The sequence below is a fragment of the Photobacterium sp. 1_MG-2023 genome (genome assembly GCF_030547945.1).
GTDB lineage: Bacteria > Pseudomonadota > Gammaproteobacteria > Enterobacterales > Vibrionaceae > Photobacterium.
This window is the reverse complement of record NZ_JAUORR010000011.1, coordinates 15158-28985: the sequence shown is the minus strand read 5'-3', so window position 1 is coordinate 28985 and position 13828 is coordinate 15158. Positions and strand designations below refer to the sequence as shown.

The following is a 13828-nucleotide window of genomic DNA, read 5'->3' as shown; positions in this document are numbered from 1 at the left end:
GTTTGGGGTGCCGTCTAAGAATTGAACGATCGCCTGCGGGGGGCATGATTATACTTGTATTGACCACGAAGTGAGCATTATCGAGGTAATCATGGCCACCATTGACTGGCAATCTTATCTTCATCCATCTGCCTTGCAGCCCCCCCGCACGCATCTCGTTGAGGCGCATCAGCTACTCGGCGATCACCTCCGGGGCAAAGTGGCCATTGACTGTGGATGTGGTCAGGGCCGCGATACCTTCTTTTTATTGGAAAACCAGTATCGGGTCTATGCGTTCGACAGCCATCTGGAAAGCCTGAGGCAACTGTCAACACATCCGCTGGCTGCATCCAATCCGTTACTCGACCTTCAGCATTGCACATTCAGCGAGTATCGCTTCCCCAAAGCTCATCTGGTTAATGCCAGCGCTTCCATGTTCTTTTGTCCCCGGCAGGACTTTTACGCCGTCTGGCAGAAGGTGGTGCAATGTCTTTATCCGGGCGGGCTGTTCTGTGGCCACTTTCTGGGCATGAACCATGATGAAACCGACTATTCAGATAAAGTCATGACCCACAGCAAGCCAGAACTTGAACGGCTCTTCAGTCAGTTCTATGTGGTGTCCTGGCAGCAAAGGCACGAAATGTCGGCCCGGCTCACCGGTGAAAAACGCCAGTGGCACATCCACACCCTGATCGCGATGAAAAAGTAAGTCCAGCGATGAAACTGAAGTCGTCCCGGACACTGCCACGGTATTGCTCTGACCGTATCCGAGCGATTTTACTGATTGCTTCAGCCAGCCTGATTCTGTTGCTGGTTTTACTGCAATCCCCGGTGCTTCTGCCTCCGGATGTTGACACAGTCACATCTTCCCGCCAGATATCCGATATGCATCCTTTGCACGTGATTGTCACCAGCCTGCCTTTGGCGATTGTCGGTTTCATGGGGATCCGGATGCTCAGCCAGATCCCCAAAAAGCAAGCCGATCGGGTTGTCGAGCCTGAAATTGCGACAGCCTATTTCCTCTTCTTTCAGGCGTTGCTGGCAACCAGCCTTGGTGCTGCATATTACGATTTGCTGCCAACGCCGTTTGGACTGATGCTGGACAGAATTCCCGGTGCAATCGCGCTCGTCTCGCTTTACTGTATCGTTCTGAGCGAATATGTCCGGCCCGCGCTGGGCACAAAACTGCTGTTTCCACTCAATGTGTATGCTGTTTTCTCTGTGACCTATTGGTACTGGATGACCACAACCGCTTCGGGCACGGCCGCTCTGAGCGCATACATGCTGGTGCAATTGTTGCCCATCCTGCATTTACCCTTGATTTTACTTCTGTATGAAGGACGCGGGCCGGACAGGCGGTACTATCTGGCAACTTTCGTCTGTTACGGACTGGCCGCCGGGGCTGAATATCTGGATGCAGGGATTTGGGACATGACAGAGGGTGTCATCAGCGGCCATTGTGTAAAACATTTACTGGCCGCATGTGCTGGAGGATGGGTTTATCTGATGTTACGTCAGCGACTGAGCCGGACGTGACCTACTTTTCCCCGATTCCCCGGTGCTCTTTCGGCGCCAGAGCAATCTTGCCAAAGCCCAGTTTACGGAAATGACTGTCACGAAAATCCCGGACAGCTTTTTCACCACTGGAGACAGCTTCAACCTGCTGCTCCATCTTCAGATATTCTCTGAGATCAATGCCTTCCGCTGCGGCAACAGCTTCATGAATTGAACGGTACTGACTGTAAGAAAAGCTGATGCTTTTCTCCTGCATTTTATAGGTGTAATTCACGGTACGTGCCATGGTGAAACCTGATGTCTCTGTATGAATCCAAGGGCGAAGTGTAACGGATAATCCTGCCTAAGCCTAGTCGGGACGCGCCTGGACCGCTGCTCTTTATCCACTGCCCTCTGATTCATTCACTTGATTTTCCCACAGTTATGCACAGAAACAGTGGATAACTTCATGAGTTATCAATAAAAGCCATGCAGAAAGAGTGGGTTAGCCCGAGTTGTCCACGACTTCCATCCAGGCGCCCTGAGAACCGGCTTTACGAAGCACACGCTGATTCCTGCTGCCACGCCAGGGCAGTGAAGGATCAGATAAATGCTGAACAAACGGGCCGTCGATCAGCACATCAATCAACGCGGTAACTTCCTGCTGGGCACGGGTCAGGGTTTCCATCACGTACCCCGTCCACAGCCAGATATCTTTATCGGGACAGTCACGCCTGACCCGCGCTATCAGGTGTTTCACTGCCGACAGATTGGCCGGATGCAACGGATCCCCGCCAGACAAAGACAAGCCTCTGCGGCGGATACGTTGATCCTGTAAGTCCGCAATAATACGGTCTTCCATCTCGCGGCTGAAAGGCTTACCACTGTGCAGCGGCCAGGTCGACTGGTTATAACAACCACGGCACTGGTGCTCACACCCTGATACAAACAAGGTACAGCGGGTTCCCGGCCCGTTGACAACGTCACAAGGGTAATACTGGTGATAATGCATCCTGACCTCTGAACAACATGATGCGCGCCACCATCAAAGGTGTTTCACGCGGCGTTTCACTTCTTCCTGTTTCCCCGCATTAAAGGGTCTGGCATCCGGGCTGCCCAGATAGCCGCAAACCCGGCGAATGACGGAGACCCGCGACGGCTCATGATTCCCACATGCAGGACAGACAAAACCTTTGCTGGTGCAGTGAAATTCCCCCTGAAAACCACAGTCGTAGCACTCATCAATCGGCGTATTAGTGCCGTAGTAAGGCACACGGTCGTAGCTGTAATCCCACACATCTTCCAGTGCTTCCAGGTTGTGCTGCATATTCGGATATTCGCCATAGCAGATAAAACCACCATTGGAGATGGCCGGATACGCCATTTCAAAATCAATTTTGTCGTACGGGTTCGCCTGCTTCTCGACATCCAGATGGAAACTGTTGGTGTAGTACCCTTTGTCATTCACACCGGGGATGTCACCGAATGCTTGACGATCCAGCGCGCAAAACCGGCTGCACAGATTTTCACTTGGTGTCGCATATAAACTGAAACCATACCCGGTTTCGTCCTTCCAGCGGTCTACGGCAGCCCGCAAATGGCGCACAATCGCCTGTGCTTTGCGTTGCAAAGCGTCAGAGTCAAACACATGTGTCGCTTGCCCATACAAAGCTGTCAACGTTTCATGCAAGCCAATGTACCCCAGCGAAATAGAGGCGCGTCCATTTTTGAAGATCTCCGCGATGTCATCGTTCGCTTTCAGCCGGACCCCGCAAGCGCCTTCCATATAAAGGATCGGAGCCACGCTGGCTTTCACGCCATCCAGAGATTGAATACGATACATCAAAGCCTGACGTGCCAGCAGCAGTCGCCGGTCCAGCACACGGTAGAACACCGCTTCATCTCCTTTTGCTTCAATGGCAATCCGGGGCAAATTCAAACTGACCACCCCGAGATTGCACCGGCCTTCATGAATCGCTGTGCCATATTCTTCATACCGGCCCAGAAAACTCCGGCAGCCCATCGGAGTTTTGAATGAGCCGGTGACGGCTTCAACCTGCTCGACATTCAGAATATCCGGATACATGCGCTTGGCAGCACATTGCAGCGCAAGTTGCTTGATATCGTAATTGCCATCTTCGGGCTTGTGGTTGATCCCGTCCTTCACTGCAAAAACCAGTTTTGGAAACACCGCGGTTTTTCGGTTCTTCCCTAAACCAGCCAGCCGGTTTTTCAGAATTGATTGCTGAATCAGCCGGGATTCCCAGGATGTTCCCAGTCCAAAACCAAAGGTGACAAAAGGCGTCTGCCCGTTTGCGGTATGCAGCGTATTCACTTCATATTCCAGCGACTGAAATGCATCAAAACATTCCTTTTCCGTGCGCTGGCGGGCGAAGGCTCTGGCATCAGAAATTTCCCATTCGCGAGCAACCGTCAGGTGTTTCTGGTAACTGCGGGTGACATAAGGCGCCAGCACTTCATCAATCCGGTTCACCGTGGTGCCGCCATAAATATGGCTGGCGACCTGTGCGATGATCTGTGCCGTGACCGCCGTCGCAGTGGAGATGGAGCGCGGGGTATCAATATCCGCATTCCCCATTTTGAATCCCTGCGTCAGCATGCCTTCCAGATCAATCAGCATACAGTTAAACATCGGGAAAAATGGCGCGTAGTCGAGATCATGAAAATGAATTTCGCCGGATTCATGCGCCGCTGCAACATATGCAGGCAACATAAACTGCCGGGCATAATGCTTTGACACAATGCCCGCCAGCAGATCGCGTTGCGTCGGAATGACCCGGCTGTCTTTATTGGCATTTTCATTGAGCAAATCCGCTGCGGTCTGCGCCATCAGTCCGCGAATATCGTCCAGCATGCCATCCAGCAGCTGCCCGCTGTTCCTTTTCTCCGTCACCACACCCACCCCAAAATCACTAGATATGCAAAATGTTATTATCAAGAACACAAGATATTGTGTATTTAGCGACAAGTGCCGCAAGCTTACTTTGATCTGCATCAGGGATGCCTGCATGTCGGTTACACTTCAGACGAAATGACTTTTTTGCTTTGGAATGCAGGTGCTTTGGATATGCAAGGATGGCGATTACAAACAGGAGGGATGGCAGCGCTGCTGACTGCCGCTTTAGGATTATTCAGTCTGTCGCCGCTGGCGGCGCAATCACCGCGCTCTGGCATCCCAGCCCAGTCTTTTCTCACCATCATGACGTGGAATATGGCCTGGTTTGGCACAGCAAACCAGCCCAGAACCCCGATGGATAAAGCTTATATTGCCAAGCTTCTGACTGAAGCCTCACCGGATGTGCTCGCCTTTCAGGAAGTTGATCATGCCGGTGCTCTCCTTGAGGTTCTGCCCGAGGGTCAATACCAGATTTATCTGTCCGACCGGCATCACAGAAAACAGGAGACTTTCCGAGATGGCAATCAGTACACCGGGTTTGCCGTCAAAACTCATCTGCGGGTCGAAGACCCGAGCGATCTGGCCGGACTGAATGTTCGCAGAGCCCCCAAACCGGCTCAACAGCCAAAGCGTGGACGGCTGAGATATGGTGCCTATATTGTGGTTTACCCTGAAGCCGGCAAACCATTGCACCTGTTGAATATTCACCTGAAGTCCGGCTGTTACAGCACTCGCATCAGGTCTCAATCGGCATCCTGCCGGGTGTTGGCTTATCAGGGTGATATCCTCCGGACATGGATTGATCAACGCGTCAGCCAGCAAGAATCTTTTCTGATCGGCGGCGACTTCAATCACCGGATGGCCGACCCCGACAGCCGGTTCTCTCGCACACTCACTGGATCTTCCGTCCGTTTGTTAACAAAGACGCTTCAGGGCTCATGTTATGTTCGGCTCAATCGTCCGGGCAAAAAAGCCAGTTACCGACATTACACCCGACTGATTGACCACTTCCTGGCCTCGGCAGATCTCGCAGCAGGCGTCACGCCAGAGCATCTGCACCAGATAAAATTTTCTCAGGAAGCTGTCCGGCGTTTGACTTTGTCTGATCATTGTCCGATTGTCCTGAGGTTGCCGTTGCATACAACTGAGACCTAAACACCAATGTTCAGACATATCCCTGAAAATTTGTGGACAAAGATCAATGGCAGAGCCGTCAACACAAAAAAGGGGATCCACATCGATGCGTTGTCATGATAGTGTCATTGAATCGATTTAGGGTTTGAGCAACACAACAGTGAACCCTTTTCAGCAGTAAGGAACACAAATGGATTACAGCAACCTGGCCACACTGGTTGTGCCAACCATGGACGAACTCATGGTTGACCAGCCAGAATGTGTCTTCACCAATACCGAATCAGATGAGCACAACGAAGTCATTCTGTTGTCTCTGTAAAAACATTCCCGACAGGTCGAAAACCTGATTCGACAAAAAACACCCCGCCATGCGGGGTGTTTCAGTTTTGTCTGGCTATGTGGCCACACTACTCTCGCATAAAGTTTGAATTGTAGTGGCGGACATCCGGCACAATATTGTGTTTATTGAGCAGTCGGTACATCGTCGCTCTGGACACCCCAAGATCTTTCGCTGCAGAAGCAACCTGTCCCCGGTGGGTTTCCAGTACGGCAACCAGCACGTCTTTCTCGGCTTCATCTTTAATATTGCGCAAGCTTTGCTTCAAATTCGCTTTACTTGGCAAATCAAAGTGTTCAGCTCGGACTTCATTTCCCTCTGCAAGCAATGCCGCTCGTTTCACCTGATTGATCAGTTCACGAACATTCCCCGGCCAGCTGTAACGTAATAACAGCTGCTTCGAGTCTTCCGAGAAATTTGACGCCATGGTGCTGTACTCCTTGGCAAACTTCTGCAGAAACGTTTCCGCCAGCAGAAAAATATCCGAGCCCCGTTCACGCAATGTCGGCACTTTAATGTGAAAAACGTTCAGACGGTAATACAGCTCTTTACTGAAATCACCTTTTGCCACCAGCGCATCCAGATCCGCACTGGTTGCAGCAATAATCCGAACATCACAGGCCGAGTCGCCATCCAGAGAATCACTGCTTGGCGCCTGAATGAAGGACAGCAGTAATTCCTGAAACTCTCGGGTTAACTCTTCCACGTTGTCCAGCATGATGGTACCGTTGAATCCGCCTTCTTCGTCATCAGAAGCTGAGACATGTTTCAGGAAATTCAACTTTTCATCGTCTTTGCTGAGGGCCCCACAGTTAATGGCGACAAATGGCGCATGTTTGCGTTTCGAGAGGTTATGAATTGATTTCGCAATCAGCTCTTTCCCCGTGCCATTTTCCCCGGTCAAAAAGACGTTCACTTCCGTTAACGCCACACGACGCACCATATCCCGCAGTTGTTTAATTGATTTTGATTCTCCGTATAATCCCATTTCATGCTGTGTGGTAATTTCATGCCAGGATGAGGATTCAATATCCAACATCCCCAACTGATGCCCCACAGTATCTAATAAATGGCTTCCTGGTACGGGTACCGTAAAATAATCGACGCAAAAGTTATTAATAAACTGGCAAATTGCGTCAGTTTTTAATTGCTCTTTTTTGATCAAAGCAATCCATCTTACTTGTTTGGTTTTATTTGCCCTCAAAGAGATGCTGTTTAAGCTAAAATCATTATTGCTTAAATCAACGATGCAGATGCAGGGGCTGAACTCTTCCAAGATTGAATCAACCGTTCTTAAATCATAACAGCACTGGGTTTTCCAACCTGACTGTTCCAGAAGCGCTATCCAAGGCTCGTAGTTACATCCGATTGCCACCAGCCGTCCGTTTAGAGCTTTATTTTGACATTGAGCTACCATCAGAAGTCACCTTCAAATCAATGCACGTTTATTATTAATGTTCATTGAAAAATATAGGCAAGAAAGCGCAGGGCCGCGTGGTATCAGAAGTAAGAATTGTCTTGAGAAAGGCGGTGAGACATCAGAATAAACTAAGATTCAGCCAGTTATGCAAGGCGTTGCCATCAGATTTTTTTAAGCTCACATACCATTTTGGACGAAATTGCATACAAAAAAGGTACAGACCAATGCTGTACCTTATGCCTTTTATTGCAATGTTCTATAACAAATGAACTAATACCCTGTATGCAAGATTGCATTCTCAAGTCGGCTTTTCAGGACACTGTTCTGAATATAGCCATTCAGATCAGCATTAATATCTACACTGCGCTCGATACGGATACTGCTGCCGTCCAGACTGTTTTGAACGACCTGCATAATGCTGTTTGGCAACAGATTCGGACGTTCAAAGGTGTTATTATCACCGACTTGCCGCAAGGTAATCATATCTCCGCTTGCATAAGCCGAACCTGCGGTTGTACTGAGCACACCGTTACTGATGGTGAAATTCGCAATGTGAGAGCGCAGAATCTCTTCGCCGTTGAGCGCGGTGATGATACTCAGACCGATGCTGATCAAGGATCCCTCTGCCGAGAAACCGCCACGAATCGCGGACATTTCCGACTGAGTCATCGTGATCAGGCTGCTGTCATCTAACAACACACCATAATGCGGGGTGGTGTATGCATCCGCATAAGTACTTGCTATAAAAGCAGCGCCTCCGAGCGTCACGGCGACTGCGTATTGTGATAGCTTATTCATACTAGCCTCTGCCTTTAATAGTCGTTTGAACCTGGCAATGTAATACTGAACGTTGACAACGAATCCCTTGTCACAGCATCAGACACTGGGGATGGTGCATAAACACTGTAGTTTTCCTGAGTAATAAAGCTCTCGCGCCCTTCTTTCACCATATTTTTCACCAATAGCACAGAGCCGCGATAATAGGGTTTAAATTCACTGATCTTCATCACCATGGTGCCTCGGGACGGGTCACCTAAAATGACCTGATCACTGTTCATCCCTTTAATAACGACAAAATGCATATAGCCGTCGAAATTCACAATTGTAATTGCGGGGACACCTAAAGTTTGAAATTTATCGAGGGGTAACCGGTATCCATTAGCATCCAATCCGACAGATTGCATATACTCTTTCATGTCAAACATTGAAAAACCGCTTTTTTCAATTTTGGTTTTATCACCATTTTCAAACATATATTTAAAAACGGTATTTTCTGACGTCTCGATGCCATAGTGATATTTCATCAGGGAAGCGACGGCTGCTGAACCACAGCTAAAGTCATACTGCTGACGCATCACATCGCCAAACAACTGCTCCTGATAACTCTTCACTTTTACATTATATGCGCCTCGGCTGGGGAAATAATCCAGTGCGCTGACTGATGCACTCAGCATGATTCCGGTCAAGGCCAGGGTTACCAATTTCAATCTCATGATGACACCCTTTTCAATCGTACTGACAGGGTAATTCGTTCTCAATCCGTCAGGGGACATATTATTCCTATCTATCTGACTTTCAACTTAAAAGCCTGATAGATAACAATAATGAGGGCCGCCTTGCGACGGCCCGAATGGATTAGTAACTCGCTGAAGCAGACAAAGTTGCGTTGGTGCTGGTTGACTGCTGAACCATGGAGTTGTTACCGGCGTTTTGTGCCGCGACGTTGATACCAGAAGCATCACCGAAGGAGTTCGCCATGGTATTGAAGTGTTCAACTTCTACATCACCCGATTTACCCTGACAGCAAGCGCCGCCATAAGTGACTTCGTTTTTGATCACTTCGCCATCCAGTTCAGATTTCGCCAGAACCTTGTTGAGCTCAACATTCAGCTTAAAGGTCTTGTCGTACTTATGGTCAATGGATTTTTTCATTGTCCATGAGTTATCACTATTATCTTTCAGACGAATCGATTTATCGTTTCCGATATCTTTCATGTACAACTTGTCATTGTCTTCGTTGAAAGAATAATCGATTTCTTTGGACTTATTCACGTCCACAGTCAGTGTTTTATTGATGGTGTCATTAAAGCTTCCATCAATCGTGTCAGCATCTGGCACACCATTCGCCAAAGCAAGTGGTGATGCAACCATTGCTGCAAGTAACAATACGTTATATTTACGCATGATATTACTCCAATTATGTTCCCCAGAGTGCATGGACCTTTTTATCATCAGCCCATGCTGGGTAAAAAATATTATCGATGTTGAAGCAATGTTGTTAGCCCTGCGAAACCAAATATCAATTACTAGTAATTCAACATTTAGTTTTCCGGTTATCAAGATCCGGTTTAGATACACTAACAGGTTACTTCAATGTCAGGTTAACCACGGTCGCATTCTGTATTAACACATTATTACCGGTGTTTTGAACGACGTTGAAGACACCAGATGAACCATTGAAGGCACCGCCATCAATCACGTTGTCACCTGTGGTATTTCCATATGCGCCATTCCCTACGACATCACCGTACATGTCCGAATCTGCTTGCATGTAGTCAATGTTGAGCTCGTACTGCCCACCTCGAGTCTCATACATTGAACTATCACTCAACGTATCGGAACTTGTCAGAATATCCAACTCATCAGCAGCGGCACCCCAAGACAGCAATACAGCCACGGTCAGTGTTAAATATTTCATACGTCCTCCTGAGTGCTGCCAATTTTAATAGCAACCTCAGCTCATGTGTTATTGACCCAGAAGTACCGCGTTGGTGCTGGCACTTTGTTGGATCAGCGAGTTGTTACCTGCGTTCTGACCAGCAAGGTTAATACCAGATGCACCTGCAAAAGCACCCGTCATGTCGTTCACATGAGTGACTGTCAGCGAGCCAGCGTCACCATAGCTGCCACCGTTATTGTTGCCATAACCGCGTGAATAGCCTTTATCGTGACCATAGCCACCGTGGTCATCACAACATGCACCACCATAAGTGACATCGTTCCCGATCACTTCGCCTTTCAGGTCAGATTTCGCCATGTAGTGGTTTTCTTCGATGTTGATTTTCCAGGTTTCGCTGTGTTCTGTATTGCTCTTGAAGTAGAACTTCTTGCTGTTGTCGCTGTTGTCTGTCCATTTGAAGGACTTATCATTATTGATGTCCTTCATTTTCAGTGTATCGTTGTCTTCATTGAAGCTATCGGTAATTGTTTTGTCATTGGTATAATTCAGAGTCGCTTCTTTGGTGACGTCATCATTAAATGAGTCAACAATTGAAGGACCTTCGTCATCATAACCACCATTATACCCACCACCATGATGACCACCATAAGAGGGTGCCTGAGGTTGTTGTGGGTAGTCCGCCAGTGCAAGAGGAGAGGCTACCAGCACTGCCACTAACATTGCGAGATTAGATTTACGCATGATAAGACTCCAAATATGTTGAGTTTTTTATTTTTACACTCCCACGTCGCCGCGAGAGATAACTTAATACTAGTTTTTGCCACTTTTTGATTTGTATTATTTTTAATAAAAACCTACCCATAAAATACAAAAAAAGCTGACATTAATATGATGATTTTGATTTTAATTTCTAAGAATAGAGTTTCAATTCTCACAACCAATAATATGCTCATTAATAATACAAACTGAATTAACTATCATATTTGAGACAAAATTAACTTCTCACTTTCACTTTTTACACAAGTTTTGACTATTCTTATGACAAGCCAGTTCAACTGACTATTATTTTTTTGGGGTTACCTTTGCAAACAAAGTGAGGATATCGTGAAAAATTACAAGATACACAGCCTGTTAGCGCTGATAGCGATTTTTTCAACCACGGTTGCGGCAGAGGAATCTTCAACAGCCCAACAAAAATCTCGCCAGGTTCAGACCGTCACGGATATTCTGGAAAAACCTGGGGTACTGACACCCAAGGGATCTTTTGTTCTGGATTCGTCGTTAACTTACACTCAAAACTCATCCAATACGGTCTCTGTCGTCGGCTACACCGTACTGCCATCACTGATTGTCGGCCTGATCCGTGCCAGTGATATCGACAGAACAACACTCACCTTCGGCCTGACTGGCCGCTATGGGATTACCAACCGGCTGGAGGTAGAGGCACGCATTCCCTGGGTTTACCGGAACGACTCTATCTCAGAGCGGGACATCAATGGCCCATCCAACAGCCCGACCACCAAAACACTCGAAGGCAATGATATTGGTGACATTGAAGCCGCCTTTAAGTATCAGTTCAACCTACTGGAAGCCCCTTACTGGATTGGTAGCTTGCGCTTTAAGAGTACCACAGGGACATCTCCTTATGATGTGCCTCTGGATGACACCAATGACTTCAAAGAGTTACCTACTGGATCCGGTTTTCCGAGTATTGAACCTGGTGTGACGATGATCATGCCACTGGATCCGGCGGTCCTCTTCCTTAATGCCAGCTATATCTGGAATATAAAAGATGACGTCAGCGTGCAAATTCCTGCCACCGACGAAACGCCCAGCACCCAAATCAACACCATTGATCTAGGGGACACCATTTCGCTGGGCGCTGGGATGGGCTTCGCAGTGAACCCCAAGTTTTCCTTCAGTATTGGCCTGAACCATAAAACGATCCTGAAATCCAAAGTCAATGGTGGCTATCCGGCAGATGCCAAGTTGCTCCAGCTTGATACAATCTCGTTTGGCGCCAACTATGCAATCAACCGGGAAACCACACTCAATGTGGGCGCTGCGGCCGGTCTGACCGCCGATGCACCGGATTTCCAGCTCACCATTCGCATCCCTTACACCCTGAAATAAAACCTGTGCCCAAAGATGCCGGCCCTGCCGGCATCGGCACTTCCTTCCCCGGCTGCTTTCCACTATGCTTAGTGCTGCGAAACAAAGCGATACGCTTTCTAACCCCATCCGAGTACAGGATCCAACTATGTCCATCTCCCCTTTATCCCAAGAACAAATTGAAACCATCCTGCAGTACGATGCAGAAAAAAGGTTTCAGTACCTGCTGAAAGAAGTCACCACTCAGGGACAGATCTGGATTCTGACTGATGAGCATGGCTGCGTGATGCTCAACAGCGAAGACGAAGACTGTGTGCCAGTCTGGCCGAATCAGGAGTTTGCGCAATCCTGGGCAACCGGTGACTGGGAAGACTGCAAGCCTGAGTCCATTTCAGTCAATAAATGGCGCAGCCGCTGGACACCCGGTCTTGAGGATGATGAGCTGGCCATTGTTGTTTTCCCGAATCTGGAGCAGGAAGGATTAATCCTGTATCCGGATGAATTCGACGATGCACTCAAGCAGCAGGCACAGAAAGCAGGCCGTCGCTGATTCAGCCAGCCTGAAACTGATCTGAGAAAAACGGGCTGGCCCGTTTTTCTTTTCTCTTTGCAATCCAAGAAGGAAAACAGCATGGATACGCTGCTCAAAACCATCAAAGAAACCCCGGAAACGGTTGTCTTTGATCAGGTATTACGCGAAATTGACGCGCATTTCGATTACCAGCCCACGGCTTTCAGTAACGGCCTGAACAATGAAACACTGGCCAATGAAGCCGGCAGCAATGAAGGCTCCTGCCGCATTTTTGCTTTTGCACAGCTTCACCAGCTCACTGAACAGGAAACACTGGCGTGTTTTGGTCATCATTATTTTGAGGCGGTGCTGAAAAATCCTGAGGGCACAGACCACATGAATATCCGGAATTTCATGAAATTCGGTTGGCGGGGTATCCGCTTTGCAGGTCAGCCTTTAACCCGGAAAGCATCCGTAGAACAGCTTTAATACCAATCGCAGTCAATCACTTGTCATCCTAGCTTGTTCAAATGTTCGATCACTGTGTTAGATTTTTTGATCGTAGAAGAACGACTTATCTAAAAAAATCTGCCTTGGTCTCAACCATTTCCCTGCGCTATTTTTGATCACTGACTGACTTTGATTGGTATAAGATCCGACAGGACAAATCACCAGGGAGCGTTACCGCTCCTTTTTTCATCCCAATGAGAACACCACGCGAACTGGGGCTAACACCATCGGCGCACATGCTGGCAATACTCTTTATATTGCTGACCAAACGCATGTGTTAAAACGCGTTCTTCCGCAGCAATTTGTACCGAGTTCATATAGATAACAAAGACGGGGATCATGATCAGGCTACTCAAGGCTGATAAATTCAGAAATATAGCCACCAGCAACAACAGCAAACCGAGGTAAATGGGATTCCTGGAGTAGCGATAAACCCCGGAAGTGACAAGTCTGGACGCTTTTTTCGGATTGATCGCGGTTTTGGCGCGGGCAAATGCCATGATTCCTGCAAGCGCAAACCCAACGGCCATCAGACTGAACACCCATTCCAGCAGGACTTTCCCCGGAAAATCAAATCGCCAAAGGGGAACATAACGTGCCAGAAAGTACATCGCAGCTAAAGTAAGCAAAAAGACTAAAGGCGGAGTCACTCTGAATCTCATGTTGAATCCCTCAATCACAGTCAACCACTTGATCATTCAAAGTATAAGCCGAAATTTGTGCATCAGAACCCA

General features: G+C 48.1%; 16 protein-coding genes and 2 pseudogenes. 7 read left to right on the top strand and 11 right to left on the bottom strand.

Annotation, left to right across the window (positions count from 1 at the left end; all coding sequences use genetic code 11):
- Positions 1-91: 91 nt before the first annotated feature.
- On the top strand, positions 92-688 hold the full coding sequence (locus tag Q4579_RS11410) for a class I SAM-dependent methyltransferase (RefSeq protein WP_303564227.1): 597 nt from the start codon (positions 92-94) through the stop codon (positions 686-688).
- An 8-nt stretch (positions 689-696) separates the two neighbouring features.
- Positions 697-1515 carry a hypothetical protein gene (locus Q4579_RS11405; RefSeq protein ID WP_303564225.1) on the top strand — a complete coding sequence of 273 codons (819 nt, stop codon included), beginning with the start codon at positions 697-699 and terminating at the stop codon, positions 1513-1515.
- A 1-nt stretch (position 1516) separates the two neighbouring features.
- Here Q4579_RS11405 and Q4579_RS11400 read toward each other — a convergent pair whose 3' ends face one another.
- From Q4579_RS11400 to nrdD, 3 genes and pseudogenes are all read right to left on the bottom strand, one after another.
- Positions 1517-1780: a DUF2960 domain-containing protein gene (locus Q4579_RS11400; RefSeq protein WP_211651398.1), complete on the bottom strand. Its 264-nt coding sequence runs from the start codon at positions 1778-1780 to the stop codon at positions 1517-1519.
- Positions 1781-1978: 198 nt separating this feature from the next.
- Positions 1979-2485: an anaerobic ribonucleoside-triphosphate reductase-activating protein gene (nrdG, locus tag Q4579_RS11395; RefSeq protein WP_303564222.1), complete on the bottom strand. Its 507-nt coding sequence runs from the start codon at positions 2483-2485 to the stop codon at positions 1979-1981.
- A 33-nt stretch (positions 2486-2518) separates the two neighbouring features.
- Positions 2519-4339: pseudogene (gene nrdD, locus Q4579_RS11390) on the bottom strand (anaerobic ribonucleoside-triphosphate reductase); the annotation flags it as partial.
- A gap of 222 nt (positions 4340-4561) precedes the next feature.
- Between nrdD and Q4579_RS11385 the strand changes: the two are divergent.
- Complete coding sequence (locus Q4579_RS11385; RefSeq protein WP_303564220.1) at positions 4562-5545, top strand: endonuclease/exonuclease/phosphatase family protein; 984 nt, start codon at positions 4562-4564, stop codon at positions 5543-5545.
- A gap of 169 nt (positions 5546-5714) precedes the next feature.
- Complete coding sequence (locus Q4579_RS11380; RefSeq protein WP_256449244.1) at positions 5715-5843, top strand: hypothetical protein; 129 nt, start codon at positions 5715-5717, stop codon at positions 5841-5843.
- A gap of 88 nt (positions 5844-5931) precedes the next feature.
- On the opposite strand, the gene Q4579_RS11375 is transcribed toward Q4579_RS11380, so the two are convergent.
- The 7 genes and pseudogenes from Q4579_RS11375 to Q4579_RS11345 form a co-directional block, all read right to left on the bottom strand.
- Complete coding sequence (locus tag Q4579_RS11375; RefSeq protein ID WP_303564462.1) at positions 5932-6900, bottom strand: sigma 54-interacting transcriptional regulator; 969 nt, start codon at positions 6898-6900, stop codon at positions 5932-5934.
- Between the two features lie 24 nt (positions 6901-6924).
- Positions 6925-7278, bottom strand: a pseudogene (locus Q4579_RS11370) (VpsR-related response regulator); the annotation flags it as partial.
- Positions 7279-7551: 273 nt separating this feature from the next.
- On the bottom strand, positions 7552-8079 hold the full coding sequence (locus Q4579_RS11365) for a hypothetical protein (protein ID WP_303564215.1): 528 nt from the start codon (positions 8077-8079) through the stop codon (positions 7552-7554).
- A gap of 14 nt (positions 8080-8093) precedes the next feature.
- On the bottom strand, positions 8094-8774 hold the full coding sequence (locus Q4579_RS11360) for a C39 family peptidase (RefSeq protein WP_303564213.1): 681 nt from the start codon (positions 8772-8774) through the stop codon (positions 8094-8096).
- A gap of 142 nt (positions 8775-8916) precedes the next feature.
- A complete protein-coding gene (locus Q4579_RS11355; protein WP_303564211.1) occupies positions 8917-9465 on the bottom strand; it encodes a hypothetical protein in 549 nt (182 codons plus the stop codon).
- 181 nt (positions 9466-9646) lie between these two features.
- The gene (locus Q4579_RS11350) at positions 9647-9979 is read right to left on the bottom strand and encodes a carbon storage regulator (protein WP_211651391.1); all 333 of its coding nucleotides are present in this window, start codon (positions 9977-9979) and stop codon (positions 9647-9649) included.
- 48 nt (positions 9980-10027) lie between these two features.
- Complete coding sequence (locus tag Q4579_RS11345) at positions 10028-10702, bottom strand: hypothetical protein (protein ID WP_303564209.1); 675 nt, start codon at positions 10700-10702, stop codon at positions 10028-10030.
- 363 nt (positions 10703-11065) lie between these two features.
- On the opposite strand from Q4579_RS11345, the gene Q4579_RS11340 reads away from it, so the two are divergent.
- The 3 genes from Q4579_RS11340 (at position 11066) to Q4579_RS11330 (ending at position 13073) form a co-directional block, all read left to right on the top strand.
- Entirely contained in the window at positions 11066-12094 is a 1029-nt protein-coding gene (locus Q4579_RS11340) for a transporter (RefSeq protein ID WP_303564207.1), read from the top strand.
- A 127-nt stretch (positions 12095-12221) separates the two neighbouring features.
- Positions 12222-12623, top strand: a complete 402-nt coding sequence (locus Q4579_RS11335; RefSeq protein ID WP_303564204.1) for a DUF2750 domain-containing protein — start codon at positions 12222-12224, stop codon at positions 12621-12623.
- An 81-nt stretch (positions 12624-12704) separates the two neighbouring features.
- Positions 12705-13073: a HopJ type III effector protein gene (locus tag Q4579_RS11330; RefSeq protein ID WP_303564201.1), complete on the top strand. Its 369-nt coding sequence runs from the start codon at positions 12705-12707 to the stop codon at positions 13071-13073.
- Positions 13074-13312: 239 nt separating this feature from the next.
- Here the strand turns inward: Q4579_RS11330 and Q4579_RS11325 are convergent, their stop codons facing one another.
- Positions 13313-13756 (bottom strand): isoprenylcysteine carboxylmethyltransferase family protein, encoded by a 444-nt coding sequence (locus Q4579_RS11325; RefSeq protein ID WP_303564198.1) that lies wholly within the window; start codon positions 13754-13756, stop codon positions 13313-13315.
- Positions 13757-13828 lie beyond the last annotated feature (72 nt).